Genomic DNA, 18,976 nt, shown 5'->3' with positions numbered 1-18,976 from the left:
TCCAGGTTGGTCAACCTAAAGATTTAATTTAAAGCCTGGCGATGTCCTACTCTCACATGGGGAAGCCCCACACTACCATCGGCGCTATTGTGTTTCACTTCTGAGTTCGGCATGGAATCAGGTGGGTCCACAATGCTATGGTCGCCAAGCAAATTTTAAAATTCGGAAAGCTGCTTCTCTATTTAATAGAGCTTTAAAAGTTTCTCTTCAAACTCATTCAAGCGTTTGGTATTTCTTTGAGTCCACAAAACCCCTTGGGTGTTGTATGGTTAAGCCTCACGGGCAATTAGTACAGGTTAGCTCAATGCCTCGCAGCACTTACACACCCTGCCTATCAACGTCGTAGTCTACGACAACCCTTTAGGACGCTTATAGCGCCAGGGAAAACTCATCTCAAGGCTCGCTTCCCGCTTAGATGCTTTCAGCGGTTATCGATTCCGAACTTAGCTACCGGGCAATGCCATTGGCATGACAACCCGAACACCAGAGGTTCGTCCACTCCGGTCCTCTCGTACTAGGAGCAGCCCCTTTCAATTTTCCAACGCCCACGGCAGATAGGGACCGAACTGTCTCACGACGTTCTAAACCCAGCTCGCGTACCACTTTAAATGGCGAACAGCCATACCCTTGGGACCGACTTCAGCCCCAGGATGTGATGAGCCGACATCGAGGTGCCAAACACCGCCGTCGATATGAACTCTTGGGCGGTATCAGCCTGTTATCCCCGGAGTACCTTTTATCCGTTGAGCGATGGCCCTTCCATTCAGAACCACCGGATCACTATGACCTGCTTTCGCACCTGCTCGAATTGTCATTCTCGCAGTCAAGCGGGCTTATGCCATTGCACTAACCACACGATGTCCAACCGTGTTTAGCCCACCTTCGTGCTCCTCCGTTACTCTTTGGGAGGAGACCGCCCCAGTCAAACTACCCACCAGGCACTGTCCGTAATCCCGATTCAGGGACCAACGTTAGAACATCAAAACTACAAGGGTGGTATTTCAAGGACGACTCCACCACATCTAGCGACGCGGTTTCAAAGTCTCCCACCTATCCTACACATGTAGGTTCAATGTTCAGTGCCAAGCTGTAGTAAAGGTTCACGGGGTCTTTCCGTCTAGCCGCGGGTACACTGCATCTTCACAGCGATTTCAATTTCACTGAGTCTCGGGTGGAGACAGCGTGGCCATCATTACGCCATTCGTGCAGGTCGGAACTTACCCGACAAGGAATTTCGCTACCTTAGGACCGTTATAGTTACGGCCGCCGTTTACCGGGGCTTCGATCAAGAGCTTCGACCGAAGTCTAACCCCATCAATTAACCTTCCGGCACCGGGCAGGCGTCACACCGTATACGTCATCTTACGATTTTGCACAGTGCTGTGTTTTTAATAAACAGTTGCAGCCACCTGGTATCTGCGACTCTCGTCTGCTCCATCCGCAAGGGACTTCACTGATAAGAGCGTACCTTCTCCCGAAGTTACGGTACCATTTTGCCTAGTTCCTTCACCCGAGTTCTCTCAAGCGCCTTGGTATTCTCTACCCGACCACCTGTGTCGGTTTGGGGTACGATTCCTTACAATCTGAAGCTTAGAGGCTTTTCCTGGAAGCATGGCATCAATGACTTCACTACCGTAGTAGCTCGACATCGTATCTCAGCGTTAGTAGCGGTCCGGATTTACCTAAACCACCCGCCTACGTACTTGAACCTGGACAACCGTCGCCAGGCCCACCTAGCCTTCTCCGTCCCCCCATCGCAATTGTAAGAAGTACAGGAATATTAACCTGTTTCCCATCGACTACGCCTTTCGGCCTCGCCTTAGGAGTCGACTTACCCTGCCCCGATTAACGTTGGACAGGAACCCTTGGTCTTCCGGCGAGGGAGTTTTTCACTCCCTTTATCGTTACTCATGTCAGCATTCGCACTTCTGATACCTCCAGCAGCCCTTACAGACCACCTTCAACGGCTTACAGAACGCTCCCCTACCCCACATACCCTAAGGTACGTAGCCGCAGCTTCGGTGTATAGCTTAGCCCCGTTACATCTTCCGCGCAGGCCGACTCGACCAGTGAGCTATTACGCTTTCTTTAAATGATGGCTGCTTCTAAGCCAACATCCTGGCTGTCTGAGCCTTCCCACATCGTTTCCCACTTAGCTATACTTTGGGACCTTAGCTGGCGGTCTGGGTTGTTTCCCTCTCCACGACGGACGTTAGCACCCGCCGTGTGTCTCCCGGATAGTACTTACTGGTATTCGGAGTTTGCAAAGGGTTGGTAAGTCGGGATGACCCCCTAGCCTTAACAGTGCTCTACCCCCAGTAGTATTCGTCCGAGGCGCTACCTAAATAGCTTTCGGGGAGAACCAGCTATCTCCAGGTTTGATTGGCCTTTCACCCCTAGCCACAAGTCATCCGCTAATTTTTCAACATTAGTCGGTTCGGTCCTCCAGTTGATGTTACTCAACCTTCAACCTGCCCATGGCTAGATCACCTGGTTTCGGGTCTAATCCTAGCAACTGTACGCCCAGTTAAGACTCGGTTTCCCTACGGCTCCCCTAAACGGTTAACCTTGCTACTAAAATTAAGTCGCTGACCCATTATACAAAAGGTACGCAGTCACACCACGAAGGTGCTCCTACTGCTTGTACGTACACGGTTTCAGGTTCTATTTCACTCCCCTCACAGGGGTTCTTTTCGCCTTTCCCTCACGGTACTGGTTCACTATCGGTCAGTCAGTAGTATTTAGCCTTGGAGGATGGTCCCCCCATATTCAGACAGGATATCACGTGTCCCGCCCTACTCGTTTTCACTGATTATGATGTGTCGGTTACGGGGCTATCACCCTTTATTGCGAGACTTTCCAGACTCTTCACCTGCATCATTAAAAGCTTAAGGGCTAATCCAATTTCGCTCGCCGCTACTTTCGGAATCTCGGTTGATTTCTCTTCCTCGGGGTACTTAGATGTTTCAGTTCCCCCGGTTTGCCTCCTGTTGCTATGTATTCACAACAGGATACTTACTTATGTAAGTGGGTTTCCCCATTCAGGAATCCCAGACTCAAAAGGTTATTACTACCTAATCTGGGCTTATCGCAAGTTATTACGCCTTTCATCGCCTCTGACTGCCAAGGCATCCACCGTGTACGCTTAGTCACTTAACCATACAACCCGAAAGGGTTTCTATTTGCTTTCACTTTAAAAAGTGAAGACGAATAAGCGTATGTCAACTAACCAAGGTTTTTGGTTGTCATTAAGAAGGGTTAATTCTCAATGACTGTTTGCCGGACTCAATTGTGAATCAAACTAAGTTTGATTCGAATACAAGACACTTGAATGTGTTTGTTGTGTTTATCTAATGAAAGATAAACATTGAGAACTTTTAAATTTGATTGAATTACTCGTAAGTAAATCAATCAGTCAGCTTTCCAAATTGTTAAAGAGCATGAGACTTTAAGAACCAGTGTTCTAAAATTCACATTTTCTAAAGACTCTCACAGTCGAAAAATCCAACCAGCGACATAAGAAGTGGTTTGGAGATTTAACTTCCAAGAATATTTAGAGAATGGTGGGCGATACCGGGCTCGAACCAGTGACCCCCTGCTTGTAAGGCAGGTGCTCTCCCAACTGAGCTAATCGCCCACTAAAAGTTTTAATTCCTTCGTGGAGAAAGAATGGTGGGTCGTGCAGGATTCGAACCTGCGACCAATTGATTAAAAGTCAACTGCTCTACCAACTGAGCTAACGACCCAATGGTATCCCGTAGGGGAGTCGAACCCCTGTTACCGCCGTGAAAGGGCGGTGTCCTAGGCCTCTAGACGAACGGGACACTGGATTGAAGAACTTGGGAGTTCTTCGTCTCTTTTACTTTCTAAACCTAATCAATCTGTGTGGACACTTATCGTGAATATCTTCGTATAAGGAGGTGATCCAGCCCCAGGTTCCCCTAGGGCTACCTTGTTACGACTTCACCCCAGTCATGAACCACAAAGTGGTGAGCGTCCTCCTCGAAAGGTTAAACTACCCACTTCTTTTGCAGCCCACTCCCATGGTGTGACGGGCGGTGTGTACAAGGCCCGGGAACGTATTCACCGTAGCATTCTGATCTACGATTACTAGCGATTCCGACTTCATGGAGTCGAGTTGCAGACTCCAATCCGGACTACGACGCACTTTTTGGGATTCGCTCACTATCGCTAGCTTGCTGCCCTCTGTATGCGCCATTGTAGCACGTGTGTAGCCCTACTCGTAAGGGCCATGATGACTTGACGTCGTCCCCACCTTCCTCCGGTTTATCACCGGCAGTCTCCCTGGAGTTCCCGACATTACTCGCTGGCAAACAAGGATAAGGGTTGCGCTCGTTGCGGGACTTAACCCAACATTTCACAACACGAGCTGACGACAGCCATGCAGCACCTGTCTCAGAGTTCCCGAAGGCACACCTGCGTCTCCGCTGGCTTCTCTGGATGTCAAGAGTAGGTAAGGTTCTTCGCGTTGCATCGAATTAAACCACATGCTCCACCGCTTGTGCGGGCCCCCGTCAATTCATTTGAGTTTTAATCTTGCGACCGTACTCCCCAGGCGGTCTACTTAACGCGTTAGCTCCGAAAGCCACGGCTCAAGGCCACAACCTCCAAGTAGACATCGTTTACGGCGTGGACTACCAGGGTATCTAATCCTGTTTGCTCCCCACGCTTTCGCATCTGAGTGTCAGTATCTGTCCAGGGGGCCGCCTTCGCCACTGGTATTCCTTCAGATCTCTACGCATTTCACCGCTACACCTGAAATTCTACCCCCCTCTACAGTACTCTAGCTCATCAGTTTCAAATGCAGTTCCGAGGTTGAGCCCCGGGCTTTCACATCTGACTTAATGAACCACCTGCATGCGCTTTACGCCCAGTAATTCCGATTAACGCTCGCACCCTCCGTATTACCGCGGCTGCTGGCACGGAGTTAGCCGGTGCTTCTTCTGTTGCTAACGTCAAGAGATAGCGCTATTAACACTACCCCCTTCCTCACAACTGAAAGTACTTTACAACCCGAAGGCCTTCTTCATACACGCGGCATGGCTGCATCAGGCTTTCGCCCATTGTGCAATATTCCCCACTGCTGCCTCCCGTAGGAGTCTGGACCGTGTCTCAGTTCCAGTGTGGCTGATCATCCTCTCAGACCAGCTAGGGATCGTCGCCTTGGTGAGCCATTACCTCACCAACTAGCTAATCCCACCTAGGCATATCTTGACGCGAGAGGCCCGAAGGTCCCCCTCTTTGGCCCGTAGGCATTATGCGGTATTAGCCATCGTTTCCAATGGTTATCCCCCACATCAAGGCAATTTCCTAGGCATTACTCACCCGTCCGCCGCTCGACGCCCATTAACGCACCCGAAGGATTGTTAGTGTCGTTTCCGCTCGACTTGCATGTGTTAGGCCTGCCGCCAGCGTTCAATCTGAGCCATGATCAAACTCTTCAATTTAAGATTTTGTGACTCAACGAATACTGACTTCAAAACTAATATTCATTCGCTCTTTTCGAAAAAGGAACGTGAACATGTAATTCTAAAGCTATTACCATTCCAACAGAATGATAATGAATTGACTGTGCCGAATAACTACAAGTAGTTAAACGTATTGGTCACTCAGTTCATTGAAATCAATTTTGTTACCGAAGTAACTGCTATTACCTAAGTAATAACGTTTTGATATTCATCAACGAGTGCCCACACAGATTGATAGGTTTAAATTGTTAAAGAGCTTTTCCTTTTTGAGCTTCGCTCAAATCGGACGGCCATTTTAGCGATTTAAGTTTTAGTGTCAACCACTATTTTCAAAACTTTTTTCAAGCGCTTAGCTTGGCTAATTTGACCTGCTGATTCGTTTTGGTTTCTTACGAAGCCTTCCCGTTTCAACGAGGTCGCATTATAGAGATTTCGATCACACTGGCAAGCCCTTTTTGAAGTTTTTCTTACTTTTTTGATTGTTCGAGCGTTTTTTGTTCAAAACACGCCATTTTCACTAGTATTCCTCTTAATTAAGGGCTTAAGGTGCCTATATAAAGGAGGATTTATGAGTTCAATACGCAGTTATAAAGGTATATCACCTCAGATCGGGCGAGACGTCTATATAGATACAAGTTCGGTACTGGTTGGTGATATCAAAATCGGTGACGACTCTAGCGTGTGGCCTTTGGTTGCAGCTCGAGGAGATGTAAACCACATTCATATTGGAGATAGAACGAATATCCAAGACGGCAGCGTTTTGCACGTCACCCATAAGAATGCAGAAAACCCTGAGGGTTATCCTCTATTAATAGGTAATGATGTCACTATCGGACATAAAGTAATGCTGCATGGCTGCACAATTGAAGATCGTGTACTTGTTGGCATGGGAGCTATCGTGTTGGATGGCGTGATTATCAAACAAGAAGTCATGATTGGTGCTGGTAGCTTAGTGCCGCCTAATAAGGTACTTGAAAGCGGTTACCTATATGTAGGAAGCCCAGTAAAACAAGCACGCCCATTAAATGATAAAGAGCGTGCCTTTTTACAGAAGTCCGCTGACAACTATGTTCAGAATAAAAACGACTATCTAGACTCTGTACTTCCAGTCTAAAGCGCTTTGATCTGAATCCGATTAGAGGAGTCATACTCCTCTTCTTCTATTAACTCTTCCGCTAGCTCTTCAATATCGAAACGTAACTCAGAAAAGATAACTAAAGCTTGATCGCCCTCTTTTATCTCTTTACCTGCCAATCGTGATAATTCTTCAATAGACATGACACATTCAATCAATGCGCCCGACTGTTGTGCAGGGAAGGTGATTGTTTGATTCTCTTCATTCCAATCTTGGATATCTGGAAATAGAATTGATTGATTCATTTTTTTATAAATACCTCATTACATCTCTAGGTTTTTACGTAATTCTCTTAAAATCTGTTTTGTTCCCGGACGAAGGCCACGCCAAAGCATAAAGCTCTCTGCAGCCTGCCCCACTAACATACCCAAACCATCATAAGCAGCATGAACACCGTTATCTAACGCCCACTGATTAAATACTGTCGTTCCAGATCCGTAGACCATGTCATAAACGGCGCTGTTTGTATTAAAGATTACATCGGAAACTTCAGGGAGCTGACCGCTTAGACCTGATGAGGTCGAGTTAATAATGACATCAAAGCCATCATTAACATCACTTAGCCCCATACCTTTGATATTTCCATGCGACGAAAACATCTCAGCCAATAGTTCTGCTTTTGAACTGGTTCGGTTAGCGATCACCAACTGTTGTGGCTTTTGGTCGAGAAGAGGTTGAATCACTCCTCTCGCAGCACCACCAGCGCCAAGAAGAAGAATACGTGCCCCCTTTAGCGTCACTTGATGTTGAAGCAGGTCTTGAACTAAACCCTCACCATCGGTGTTATCACCAATGATCTCTCCGTCATCTAACTTCTTAAGGGTATTTACGGCACCGGCTAGCTCAGCCCTCTCAGTTAGGCGATTGGCAAACTGATAGGCATCTTCTTTAAAAGGCGCTGTGACATTACATCCTCGACCACCTTCGCTGAAAAAGGATTTGGCAGCAGTGATAAATTCACCATGCTCTGGCTGCAGTGCTGTATAGGTAAGTTGTTGGCTGGTTTGGCGAGCAAATAATGTGTGAATGAATGGCGATTTGCTTTGCCCAATAGGGTTACCGAAAACGGCATAACGATCTACTTGCTGTGTCATATCCTTACCTAACAGAAATAAAAAAGGTCATCTATATAGATGACCCTATCACTATCCCTATAAGGAAGGAAGAACTACCAAACTCGAGGCTTTAGGTAGTCGCTATAAAGCAGAGCTTCCGGTGAACCCGCTTGTGGTTCGTAGCGGTATTCCCAACGAGCCAATGGCGGCATAGACATCAATATAGACTCTGTGCGCCCACCGCTTTGCAGACCAAATAAGGTGCCACGGTCATACACGAGGTTAAATTCAACATAGCGACCACGACGATAAAGTTGGAAGTCACGCTCGCGCTCACCGTAAGACGTCTCTTTGCGTCGTTCTACAATGGGGAAATAAGCGGCTGCAAAACCTTCACCGACCGCCTGCATATAAGCAAAGCTCTTTTCAAAGCCCCACTCATTCAGATCATCAAAGAACAGACCACCAACACCACGAGTTTCGTCTCGGTGAGGCAGATAGAAGTACTTGTCACACCATTCCTTGTGTTCTTGATAAACGTCATCACCAAATGGTGCACACAGGTCTTTAGCGGTTTGATGCCAATACTGGCAATCTTCGTCGAAAGGATAGAATGGTGTTAAATCAAAACCACCACCGAACCACCAGATAGGGTCTTCCCCTTCCTTTTCGGCAATAAAGAATCGTACGTTGGCGTGTGAGGTTGGGATATAAGGGTTTTTAGGGTGGATAACTAACGATACACCCATCGCTTCGAACTTACGCCCGGCTAATTCAGGGCGGTGAGCGGTTGCTGACGCTGGCATTGCCTTACCTGCAACGTGAGAAAAGTTAACACCACCTTGCTCAAAGACCGCACCATCAGTCATCACACGAGTACGACCTCCTCCTCCGAGGCGTTCGCCAGGTTCGCGCTCCCATGCATCTTCTTCAAATAGTGCACTACCATCAGCTTGTTCAAGCTGATGGCAAATCGAATCTTGTAGGTTCAGTAAAAACTGCTTTACTGCTTCTTTATCAATTGCTGACATTTTACTTTCCTTTGCAGGGTTTAACCCTGTCTTAATATTTTCGACGTTTTTGCATCTCTAATTTCGCTTGGCTTGTCACGACCACCCGTTTGACCTTCGAGAATAGCCACCAAATGTTGGCCGAGTTGCTGCTGAACTTCTTCAGTCGTCATACAAGGCGGTTCGCCCGTCAGGTTAGCACTGGTAGAGGTTAACGGCTTACCGAATTCATTACACATTCTTTGAACCAAAGGGTGATCCGTCACTCGCACAGCGATTGAATCAAACTGACCACTCACCCAGTCTGTCACCTTAGCACTGGTTGGCATAATCCAAGTTACCGGGCCTGGCCATGTGGCTTTTACTGTCGTCAGCTGCTCTTCCGTCAATTGGCTTTCATCTATGTAAGGTAACAGTTGCTCGTAGCTTGCAGCTATTAAGATCAAGCCCTTTTCAACCGGGCGCTGTTTTAACTCGAGTAATTTCTGGATGGCTTGTGGATTATCTGGATCACAACCGACCCCAAAAACGCCTTCGGTCGGGTAAGCAATGACTTCACCTTGTTGCAATGCCTGCAAAGTATGTTGAAAGTTATCCACGGGTTGCCTCATTAATTCAGTTATCTAACTCACTAAGTGTACAAATTATCATTCACTGTGACTAAAGCTATTTGTTTATAAAATGTATCAATTAACAACTTAGACTGACGCAAACGTTTTCCTTGGGCAATTTTACCCGTATAATGCGCGCAAAATATCTAATCACTAATTAAATCGTACCTGAAGGAGTTTGAGATGACTGTCGGTATTATCATGGGTTCTAAATCTGATTGGCCAACAATGAAGCTAGCTGCAGAAATGTTGGATCAGTTTGGCGTGGCGTACGAAACAAAAGTGGTTTCTGCTCACCGCACACCTCAGTTGCTTGCAGACTACGCAACCAGTGCGAAAGAGCGTGGTATTACAGTGATTATTGCTGGCGCTGGCGGTGCAGCTCACCTACCAGGCATGGCAGCTGCCTTCACAAGCGTACCTGTTCTTGGTGTTCCAGTTCAATCTAAAGCATTGAAAGGCGTGGACTCGCTACTTTCTATCGTGCAAATGCCAAAAGGTATCGCGGTAGGTACTCTGGCTATCGGTGAAGCTGGTGCAGCGAACGCTGGTATCCTAGCAGCGCAAATAATTGGTACACACAATGAAGATGTGATGGCAAAAGTAGAAGCGTTCCGCTCTGAGCAAACAGAAACGGTACTTGCAAATCCAAACCCTGCAGAGGACTAATTCCCATGCATGTTCTTGTGTTAGGCGCGGGCCAACTTGCTCGCATGATGTCCCTAGCTGGGGCACCGCTGAATATTGAAATTTCTGCTTTTGATGTTGGCAGCAAAAATATTGTTCACCCATTAACGCAAGCGATTCTAGGCAACGGCTTAGAAAATGCGATAGATCGCGCGGACGTCATTACTGCTGAGTTCGAACACATCCCTCATGATGTGCTTGAGGTATGTGAGCGCAGCGGTAAGTTCTTACCGACAACAGAAGCAATCAAAGCTGGCGGTGACCGTCGCCTTGAAAAAGCGCTGTTAGACGAAGCGAACGTGAAGAATGCTAAATACTACGTGATCAACTCTCGCGAAGACTTTGACGCAGCGATCGCTCACGTTGGCTTACCAATGGTATTGAAGAGTACACTTGGCGGCTACGATGGCAAAGGCCAGTGGCGCTTAAAGGCATTAGACAATGTTGACGTAACTTGGGCAGAAATGGCTGAGTGCATTGCCGCAACAGACAACCAAGCGATTGTGGCTGAAGAGTTTGTTCCGTTTGACCGCGAAGTATCACTGGTTGGTGCTCGTGGTACCAATGGCGAGATTCAAGTGTATCCACTGGCTGAAAATGTTCACACCGACGGCGTATTGAGCTTATCGACAGCGATTGATGACATTGAACTGCAAGAGCAAGCGAAAACCATGTTCACTGCCATTGCTGAACGCTTAGATTACGTTGGTGTACTCGCGCTAGAGTTCTTTGATGTTCAAGGTTCACTGCTGGTTAACGAGATTGCACCACGTGTTCATAACTCTGGCCACTGGACGCAGCAAGGCGCTGAAACTTGTCAGTTTGAAAACCACCTGCGTGCCGTGTGTGGGATGCCACTAGGTAGCACCAAGCTGATTCGTCCAACCGCAATGATCAACATTCTTGGTGAAGATACTCTACCTGAGGCTATTCTGGCTCAAGGCTGCTGTCATGTTCACTGGTATGGTAAAGAGAAGCGTGCAGGTCGTAAGATGGGCCACATTAATGTGAGCGCTGATTACAACGCAGAACTGCAAAGAGCGTTGTGCTCATTGTCTGATATTCTTGATCAGCAAGCCTACCCTGCTGTGCATGAGTTTGCTGAGCAGATGAAGTAAGCCTACGTTGGTTTATTGATATAAAAAGTTCATTGGATATAGAAACGGCGCTCATTGAGCGCCGTTTTTTTTTCTGGTCATTCACTTACTGTGATTAACATGACTACTGAGATTGAATGTGATGACACTTGCGATCAGCACATTGCTTCTTAGTGCCACTGGCTGTTTTCTTCTCAAGTAACAACGGGAACTGGCACTCTTCACAACGACCTATAACTGGTGGCTGATTAACGGCGAACTTACACTTAGGGTAGTTATCACACGCATAAAAAGTTTTACCATAGCGAGATTTACGCTCAACCAAGTGGCCTCGACCACACTCAGGGCAGGCAACAAGTGGCTGTTCTTCAGGTTGTTCTTTCGGTTGATCCAAAGATTCGATGTGATTACACGTTGGATAACTACTACAACCAATGAACATCCCAAAGCGACCCTGCCTTAATACCAATTCGTTTTGGCACTTAGGACACGGAACGCCTAGCTCTTTCACCACATGACCATCATTTTGATGAAGAGGCTTGATGTAATCACAGCTCGGATACTGCTTACAGCCTAAAAATGGGCCGTGCTTACCATGGCGAAGCTGAAGCTCCCCACCACACTGCGGACATGGTTCATGCTCTAACGCATGTTCATGTGCTGAAAAAAGCTGATTATCAATCTTACTACTCATGACAAGCCTGTATTAATGCAAGATGCCTTGCTCTTTGGTGTACAACAGCTCTTCCATTTGCGTGTAAGCACTTTCATTACCCGGCACATTAAATAGCACCATTAAGATAATCCATTTCAGATCATCCAATTCAAATTCGTTGGTCTCAAGCCCCATCACACGATCAATAACCATTTCACGAATCTCTGTCGTGAGCACGTTGATCTGCTCTAGGAACAGTAAGAAACCTCGACACTCCATATTAATACGCGATACCTCTCGACTGGTGTAAACACGCATCGAGGTATTGGAGCACATAGTAATCGCCGCTTGGTTGTCGGTATCTTGCAGTGCAGCAAGATCTTCTAACCAATGGAGGGCCTTATAAATATCGTCTTGGTGAAACCCTGCTCGAAGAAGCTCATCTTCCAGCTCATCTTGATCCACCTGCAATTCAGAATCGCTATGGATGTAGGTTTCAAACAAGTACATCAGTATGTCCATCATCATAGCTAGCCTCTCCCCTTTCGAATATAGCCACCGGAAACTGCAACAACATGCCCTGAGAGCTCAAGCTCTAAAAGCTGCATCATGACCTCATGCACAGGTATATGGGTTCTCTGTGCCAAAATATCAACGGGTGTCGCCTCTAATCCTACGTTAGCTAACAGCTGTGGAAATGGCAATTGTTCATTTTCACTCTTGTTCGGCGTAGGTTCGAACAAACTGGGCTGCTGATCTATAGACCAGTCTAACAGACTCTTTATTTCAATTAGAACATCTTGAGCGCTCTGTACCAAACATGCTCCTGCCTTAATTAGACTGTTGCCTCCGCGACTGGTTGGGTTATGAATCGAACCGGGAAGCGCAAACACTTCGCGACCTTGCTCCATCGCATAACGCGCCGTAATCAAAGAACCGCTTTTCTCGGCCGCCTCAACGACGAGAGTCCCCAAAGACAACCCACTTATAATACGGTTACGCCGTGGGAAATGTTCAGGTCGAGGTTTAGCGTTTGGGCGGAATTCTGAAATCAACGCACCATTTTCACAGATCCTCTCCGCGAGATTTCGGTGTCGCGCAGGATAAATGGAATCCAAGCCAGAGCCCAACACAGCAAAAGTTTCCCCTCCTTTATCTAGAGCACCATCATGAGCATAGCCATCGATACCGAGCGCTAAACCACTGGTGACAATCAAGCCGTTTTGGACAAACTCTTTAGCGAAGGACTTCGCAGTTTGCAGCCCTTCAAGACTGGCGTTACGACTGCCGACCATCGCGATTTGAGGTTCAATCAGTTTTTCGACGTGTCCTTTAACGAAAAGAACACTGGGCGCAGAGGCAATCTCATTGAGGAGTTTGGGATAATGTGGGCAATTCGGGGTTATGATGTGATGGTTAGATTGTTTTGCTTGCCATGCTAAGCAAGCCTCCACTTCTTTAGGGGCTTGCTGTCTTAAGTAGGAGATTTGCTTGGCTGACAAACCAATCGCTTGCAGCTGTTGGCTGGAGTAACCAACAATATTCGATGGGGAATCAATGCTCAGCAGTCGAGAAAGGCGCTTGCCACCCAACTGCGGAACAAAACTTAAAGTTAACCAAGCACTCAGTTGTTGCTCATTCACTCGGTGCCCTTAACCTCTTCCGTCAACGCAAGATCCAAAGGCGATACCGCCAGAATGTCATTACTAACCGGCTTGGAGCTTTGAGTGATCAACGCCAAACTAAAATACTCGTAAGGGCGAATGACCATCAAACTACCCAGTGACGTACTTGGCAATTGCACCTTATCGCTCGCCGCTGATTCTTTATAGCTGTATTCACCTTGCTTACCAAACACCACAGCCCCGCTCTCGCTAAGGGTGAACATAGAGCCCTGGCGAAGGTTGTCCTGCGAGCCTTTGTTGATAACAACGACCTGATTCTTTGCGCTGTATTGGCTGCCATCCAATGAACCCAAGATATTGGCAAACTGACCCGCAGCACTAGGCGCTGGATAAAATGTGGTTGAGAGCTTCACCTGATCAACACCAAGCTCTGGCAACACAAGATCGTTAAGCAGTACTTCTTGCAGCTGAGTCTCTATCTGTAAGCTACTGAACTCAGCGTCCACTTCTTTTAAGCGTGCCGTGGCGACCAAACGCAACGAGGTCATACTCGCTTGAGGTTGCAGTCGCTGGTAGGTTTCAACGGCGCGGTAGATACCCCACTTTTGATGTTGTTGGTTGCCCGAGATAAACAACCGGTCTTCACCCGATAAGAATCTCTTACCATCACTGGTCCCTAACACTCGTTGAACCGATTGAATATCTTGCTGTTCAACCAAGCGATCAGATTGCAGATAAGGCAGAACCAGCCCCTCATTGACGGTTGGCACCGCTTTCTTCTCAGATACACGAATCTTAGGGCTTAGCTTAATGACGGGTTTGAGGCTCAAGACAGGCTCGCCATTAATCCAAACCAGCGACAATTTATCTCCGGGGTAAATAAGGTGAGGATTTTCTATCTCAGGGTTTACCTGCCATAACCTCGGCCACAGCCATGGACTATCGAGGTACATCGCAGAGATATCCCACAAAGTATCACCCTTTACCACCACGTACGCCTCGGGTGCGCCCTGCTTTATGGTTAAAGGTTGAGCACTATTTTCAGCCGTAGCGGCGAACGAAAGAGAGGCACAAACAAGAGAAAAAATGGGAGAAAAATGACGCATGACCTAGGTTCCTTGGTCTGAATATATGACATCTGATTTGAGAATTACCTTCAGGATGCTGTCATTTGACCTCTAAAATGTCTAGAATTGAGCCAACAAGGTTTAAGCTGTTTCGGCACAGTTCAATATTTCGAGTGTATATGTCTGTATTACAAGTATTAACATTACCAGATGATCGTCTACGTACCGTGGCGAAACCGGTAAAAGAAGTTACCCCAGAGATTCAAAAGTTCGTTGATGACATGATTGAAACCATGTACGACGAAGAAGGTATCGGCCTTGCGGCAACGCAAGTGGATTTCCACCAGCGCATCGTTGTTATCGATATTTCAGAAACACGTGACGAACCTATGGTTCTAATCAACCCTGAAATTACCGACAAACGTGGCGAAGATGGTATCGAAGAAGGCTGTCTGTCTGTACCAGGCGCTCGAGCTCTAGTACCTCGCGCTGCAGAAGTAACGGTTAAAGCATTAGACCGTGACGGCAACGAATTCACATTCGACGCTGACGACCTTCTGGCTATCTGTGTTCAGCACGAACTTGACCACCTAGAAGGCAAGTTGTTTGTTGATTACCTATCGCCACTAAAGCGTAAACGTATCCAAGATAAGCTAGCGAAGATTAAACGTTTCAACGAGAAACAGGGTTAATCACCGCTGCTATTACTAAATTAGAAGGAAGCCTACCTTGAGTCAGTCTTTAAGAATTGTCTTCGCAGGTACTCCGGATTTCGCCGCCCGTCACTTGGCGGCGTTGTTGTCTTCGGAGCATGAAGTTATTGCTGTTTACACACAGCCAGATCGCCCAGCAGGCCGCGGTAAAAAACTGACTGCGAGTCCAGTAAAAAACATCGCACTTGAAAACAATATTCCGGTTTACCAACCAGAAAACTTCAAGTCAGATGAGGCTAAGCAAGAGCTAGCGGATTTGAATGCTGACATCATGGTGGTTGTCGCTTACGGCTTATTGCTTCCGCAGGTTGTATTAGATACGCCTCGCTTAGGTTGTATCAACGTACATGGCTCTATCCTACCGCGCTGGCGTGGTGCTGCTCCGATTCAACGCTCTATTTGGGCGGGTGATAAAGAGACCGGCGTAACGATCATGCAGATGGATATCGGCCTAGATACTGGTGATATGCTAAGTATCGCAACGCTACCAATTGAAGCGACAGATACCAGCGCTTCTATGCACGAAAAGCTAGCAGGCCTTGGCCCTGATGCGCTTGTTGAGTGTTTATCTGACATCGCTTCTGGTAAAGCGGTGGCTGAAAAGCAAGACGACGAGCTTGCTAACTACGCCAAGAAGCTAAGCAAAGAAGAAGCGCGTATCAACTGGAGTGATGACGCTGCGCATATTGAGCGCTGCGTTCGTGCCTTCAACCCATGGCCAATGAGCCACTTTGAAGCTGCTGAGAACAGCATTAAAGTATGGCAAAGCCGTGTGGCAGAGCAAGCTTCTGATAAGCCTGCAGGTACCATTCTGCAAGCCGATAAAACTGGTATCTATGTAGCGACAGGGCAAGGCGTACTTGTTCTCGAACAACTGCAAGTTCCAGGTAAAAAAGCCATGTCAGTTCAGGATATCTTGAACTCACGTGCAAGCTGGTTTGAAGTTGGTACTCAACTTTCTTAATCCGCTTTTAAAGCTGTTAATTACGCAGCTTAGAAAACCTTTACGAGGGCAGAGATGCCCTCATGTATTCAAATAAATATTCGGTACCCCTCATGAATGTTCGCGCTGCTGCTGCAAATGTCCTATTCCAAGTTGTCGATAAAGGCCACTCTCTTTCACACGCTCTCCCTGCGGCTCAAAAAACGATCCGGCCGCGAGACCATGCTCTACTGCAAGAGATTTGCTACGGCGCACTTCGTTACCTGCCTCGTTTAGAGTCAATCGCTAACGAACTAATGGAAAACCCGCTTAAAGGTAAAAAGCGTGTATTCCACCACCTAATCTTGGTGGGCATTTACCAACTAAGCTTCATGCGTATCCCTTCGCATGCCGCGGTTGCTGAAACGGTTGAGGGTACTAAAACACTGCGTGGCCCAAGCCTGAGTGGTTTGATCAACGCTGTACTACGTAGCTACCTACGTGACCAAGAAGAACTAGACGAGAAAGCCGTTAGCCACAATGCAGGCAAATACGGCCACCCAAGCTGGATTCTAAAAATGCTTCAAGAGAGCTACCCAGATCAATGGGAGCAACTGGTTGAAGCAAACAACAGCAAGGCACCAATGTGGCTGCGCGTTAACCGCCAACACCACACTCGTGACGAGTATATTGAGCTGCTTAAAAACGAAAACATTGAATACACATTGCACCCTGAAGCAGCCGATGCCATAAAATTAGCTGCACCTTGTGATGTTACTTTGCTTCCTGGCTTCGACAGAGGTTGGGTATCTGTGCAAGACGCTGCTGCTCAGCTTTCGGTTGATTACCTAACACCAAAAGATGGTGAGCTTATCCTAGATTGCTGTGCTGCGCCAGGTGGTAAAACGGCACACATTCTTGAGCATACCAACGATACTGAAGTGGTTGCGATTGACTGCGACATCAAACGTCTAGACCGTGTTTACGATAACCTTGAGCGTCTGCAACTGCGTGCCGACGTAATTTGTGGCGATGCTCGCTACCCTGAAGAGTGGTGGATGGGTGATAAGTTCGACCGTATTCTGCTTGATGCACCTTGTTCAGCGACTGGCGTAATTCGCCGTCACCCTGACATCAAGTGGCTACGTCGTGCATCTGACATTGACGCGCTGGCTGAACTGCAAAGCGAGATTATGGATGCTATGTGGCGTCAGCTGAAAGAAGGCGGCACCATGGTTTATGCGACATGTTCTATCACGCCGCAAGAAAACGTGCTGCAAGTGAAAGCATTCCTAGCACGTACAGAGAACGCAACGCTGGTTGGGTCTGATATCGAAAATCCGGGTCGTCAAATACTGCCTGGGGAAGAAGATATGGATGGCTTCTACTACGCAGTTCTAGTAAAACAGGCATAACAACTAACAGCGGCTAAGAATTTATTTCTTAGCCGCTGTTTCTTTCTAGTGCATTATCGAAGCAAAATGCACGCACTAGAATTACCACGGCAAAAATAAGAGAAAGGCTATGAAGATCATTATCCTAGGTGCTGGACAAGTTGGCGGTACCCTTGCTGAAAACCTAGTTGGTGAAAACAACGACATCACCATTGTCGACCGTAATGCTGACCGACTTCGTGAACTTCAGGATAAGTACGACCTTAGGGTTGTAAACGGTTATGCCAGCCACCCAAACACACTACGTGAAGCAGGTGCGCAAGATGCCGACATGTTGGTTGCCGTAACCAATATGGATGAAACCAATATGGCTGCGTGTCAGGTTGCTTTCTCTCTTTTCAATACGCCAAACCGAATTGCTCGTATTCGTTCTCCTCAATACCTAGAAGAAAAAGAAGCACTATTCAAATCAGGTGCTATCCCAGTAGACCACCTGATCGCACCCGAAGAGCTAGTGACCAGCTACATCGAACGCCTGATTCAATATCCAGGTGCATTGCAGGTTGTGAGCTTTGCTGAACAGAAAGTTAGCCTAGTAGCAGTAAAAGCCTACTACGGTGGTCCACTGGTCGGTAACGCCCTATCTGCTTTGCGTGAGCACATGCCGCACATCGATACGCGTGTTGCGGCTATCTTCCGTCAAGGTCGCCCTATTCGCCCACAAGGCACCACCATCATTGAAGCCGATGATGAAGTGTTCTTTGTGGCGGCAAGTAACCATATCCGCTCAGTAATGAGTGAACTGCAACGCCTAGAGAAACCGTACCGCCGCATCATGATTGTCGGTGGTGGTAACATTGGTGCAAGCTTGGCTAAACGCCTTGAACAGAGCTACAGCATCAAACTTATTGAGCGCAGTTACACTCGTGCCGAGAAGTTGTCTGAAGAATTAGAAAACACCATCGTCTTCTGTGGTGATGCCGCAGACCAAGAGCTGCTGACCGAAGAGAACATCGATCAAGTGGACGTGTTCATTGCCCTAACCAATGAAGATGAAACCAACATCATGTCAGCGATGCTGGCTAAGCGAATGGGTGCCAAGAAGGTAATGGTACTGATTCAGCGTGGTGCTTACGTCGACCTTGTTCAGGGTGGTGTGATTGATATTGCTATCTCTCCACAACAAGCGACCATTTCTGCGCTGCTCACTCACGTTCGTCGTGCTGATATTGTAAACGTATCATCTCTGCGTCGCGGCGCTGCTGAAGCGATCGAAGCGATTGCTCACGGTGACGAAACCACATCTAAAGTGGTTGGCCGAGCTATTGGCGACATCAAACTACCACCGGGTACCACGATTGGTGCGATTGTTCGCGGAGAAGAGGTGCTTATCGCGCACGATAGAACCGTTATCGAACAAGATGACCACGTAGTTATGTTCCTAGTGGACAAGAAATACGTACCTGATGTTGAGTCTCTATTCCAACCGAGCCCGTTCTTCTTATAGCCTTGTTCT

The 18,976-nt window shown here is 47.4% G+C and carries 15 protein-coding genes, 3 tRNA genes and 3 rRNA genes; 7 read left to right on the top strand and 14 right to left on the bottom strand.

Translation table 11 applies throughout. The annotated features are described in order from the left end of the window. Positions 1-33: 33 nt before the first annotated feature. The 6 genes from rrf to BCU34_RS23105 form a co-directional block, all read right to left on the bottom strand. Positions 34-149, bottom strand: a 5S ribosomal RNA gene (rrf, locus tag BCU34_RS23130). 116 nt (positions 150-265) lie between these two features. Beyond that, positions 266-3,159 (bottom strand): 23S ribosomal RNA (locus tag BCU34_RS23125). A gap of 402 nt (positions 3,160-3,561) precedes the next feature. Continuing rightward, positions 3,562-3,637 (bottom strand) — tRNA-Val (locus BCU34_RS23120). Positions 3,638-3,670: 33 nt separating this feature from the next. Further along, positions 3,671-3,746, bottom strand: a tRNA-Lys gene (locus BCU34_RS23115). Positions 3,747-3,748: 2 nt separating this feature from the next. Continuing rightward, a tRNA-Glu gene (locus BCU34_RS23110) sits at positions 3,749-3,824 on the bottom strand. Between the two features lie 89 nt (positions 3,825-3,913). Next, positions 3,914-5,468: ribosomal RNA gene (locus tag BCU34_RS23105) — 16S ribosomal RNA — on the bottom strand. Together the 16S, 23S and 5S rRNA genes with 3 tRNA genes alongside form the textbook arrangement of a ribosomal RNA operon. A 589-nt stretch (positions 5,469-6,057) precedes the next feature. Here BCU34_RS23105 and BCU34_RS23100 point away from each other — a divergent pair. Further along, positions 6,058-6,603: a gamma carbonic anhydrase family protein gene (locus tag BCU34_RS23100; RefSeq protein WP_102432371.1), complete on the top strand. Its 546-nt coding sequence runs from the start codon at positions 6,058-6,060 to the stop codon at positions 6,601-6,603. Here the strand turns inward: BCU34_RS23100 and BCU34_RS23095 are convergent. From BCU34_RS23095 to BCU34_RS23080, 4 genes are all read right to left on the bottom strand, one after another. Beyond that, positions 6,600-6,869 carry a DUF1488 domain-containing protein gene (locus BCU34_RS23095; RefSeq protein WP_102432372.1) on the bottom strand — a complete coding sequence of 90 codons (270 nt, stop codon included), beginning with the start codon at positions 6,867-6,869 and terminating at the stop codon, positions 6,600-6,602. The two genes, BCU34_RS23100 and BCU34_RS23095, sit on opposite strands and share 4 nt — an antisense overlap. Before the next feature lie 18 nt (positions 6,870-6,887). Further along, positions 6,888-7,718: a shikimate dehydrogenase gene (gene aroE / locus BCU34_RS23090; protein WP_102432373.1), complete on the bottom strand. Its 831-nt coding sequence runs from the start codon at positions 7,716-7,718 to the stop codon at positions 6,888-6,890. Between the two features lie 74 nt (positions 7,719-7,792). Then, positions 7,793-8,710 (bottom strand): oxygen-dependent coproporphyrinogen oxidase, encoded by a 918-nt coding sequence (gene hemF, locus BCU34_RS23085; RefSeq protein ID WP_102479140.1) that lies wholly within the window; start codon positions 8,708-8,710, stop codon positions 7,793-7,795. 20 nt (positions 8,711-8,730) lie between these two features. After that, positions 8,731-9,288 (bottom strand): L-threonylcarbamoyladenylate synthase, encoded by a 558-nt coding sequence (locus BCU34_RS23080; protein ID WP_102432375.1) that lies wholly within the window; start codon positions 9,286-9,288, stop codon positions 8,731-8,733. Between the two features lie 195 nt (positions 9,289-9,483). Here BCU34_RS23080 and purE point away from each other — a divergent pair, with 195 nt between their 5' ends. Next, on the top strand, positions 9,484-9,969 hold the full coding sequence (purE, locus tag BCU34_RS23075) for a 5-(carboxyamino)imidazole ribonucleotide mutase (protein ID WP_102479139.1): 486 nt from the start codon (positions 9,484-9,486) through the stop codon (positions 9,967-9,969). 5 nt (positions 9,970-9,974) lie between these two features. After that, positions 9,975-11,105 (top strand): 5-(carboxyamino)imidazole ribonucleotide synthase, encoded by a 1,131-nt coding sequence (locus BCU34_RS23070; protein WP_048657838.1) that lies wholly within the window; start codon positions 9,975-9,977, stop codon positions 11,103-11,105. A 103-nt stretch (positions 11,106-11,208) separates the two neighbouring features. Here the strand turns inward: BCU34_RS23070 and BCU34_RS23065 are convergent, their stop codons facing one another. From BCU34_RS23065 to BCU34_RS23050, 4 genes are read right to left on the bottom strand one after another with little or no spacing between them, the layout of a single operon-like run. Beyond that, positions 11,209-11,778, bottom strand: a complete 570-nt coding sequence (locus BCU34_RS23065; RefSeq protein WP_004735775.1) for a type I DNA topoisomerase — start codon at positions 11,776-11,778, stop codon at positions 11,209-11,211. A 12-nt stretch (positions 11,779-11,790) separates the two neighbouring features. Continuing rightward, positions 11,791-12,267 carry a DUF494 family protein gene (locus tag BCU34_RS23060; protein ID WP_048657837.1) on the bottom strand — a complete coding sequence of 159 codons (477 nt, stop codon included), beginning with the start codon at positions 12,265-12,267 and terminating at the stop codon, positions 11,791-11,793. 2 nt (positions 12,268-12,269) lie between these two features. After that, positions 12,270-13,382 (bottom strand): DNA-processing protein DprA, encoded by a 1,113-nt coding sequence (gene dprA / locus BCU34_RS23055; protein ID WP_102432377.1) that lies wholly within the window; start codon positions 13,380-13,382, stop codon positions 12,270-12,272. Beyond that, complete coding sequence (locus BCU34_RS23050) at positions 13,379-14,470, bottom strand: LysM peptidoglycan-binding domain-containing protein (RefSeq protein ID WP_102432378.1); 1,092 nt, start codon at positions 14,468-14,470, stop codon at positions 13,379-13,381. The genes dprA and BCU34_RS23050 overlap by 4 nt, the downstream gene beginning before the upstream one ends. A gap of 140 nt (positions 14,471-14,610) precedes the next feature. Here BCU34_RS23050 and def point away from each other — a divergent pair, with 140 nt between their 5' ends. The 4 genes from def (at position 14,611) to trkA (ending at position 18,967) form a co-directional block, all read left to right on the top strand. Then, positions 14,611-15,123 carry a peptide deformylase gene (gene def, locus BCU34_RS23045; RefSeq protein WP_048611208.1) on the top strand — a complete coding sequence of 171 codons (513 nt, stop codon included), beginning with the start codon at positions 14,611-14,613 and terminating at the stop codon, positions 15,121-15,123. 37 nt (positions 15,124-15,160) lie between these two features. Continuing rightward, entirely contained in the window at positions 15,161-16,108 is a 948-nt protein-coding gene (gene fmt, locus BCU34_RS23040; RefSeq protein ID WP_108145173.1) for a methionyl-tRNA formyltransferase, read from the top strand. Positions 16,109-16,200: 92 nt separating this feature from the next. Then, positions 16,201-17,481 carry a 16S rRNA (cytosine(967)-C(5))-methyltransferase RsmB gene (rsmB, locus tag BCU34_RS23035; RefSeq protein WP_102480834.1) on the top strand — a complete coding sequence of 427 codons (1,281 nt, stop codon included), beginning with the start codon at positions 16,201-16,203 and terminating at the stop codon, positions 17,479-17,481. Between the two features lie 109 nt (positions 17,482-17,590). After that, entirely contained in the window at positions 17,591-18,967 is a 1,377-nt protein-coding gene (gene trkA, locus BCU34_RS23030) for a Trk system potassium transporter TrkA (RefSeq protein ID WP_004735766.1), read from the top strand. The last annotated feature ends 9 nt before the right edge of the window (positions 18,968-18,976 follow it).

Source organism: Vibrio sp. 10N.286.45.E10, assembly GCF_002874195.2.
Taxonomy (GTDB): Bacteria; Pseudomonadota; Gammaproteobacteria; order Enterobacterales; family Vibrionaceae; genus Vibrio; species Vibrio crassostreae.
The sequence above is the reverse complement of the archived record's forward strand: the minus strand, read 5'-3'. Positions and strand labels throughout refer to the sequence as shown.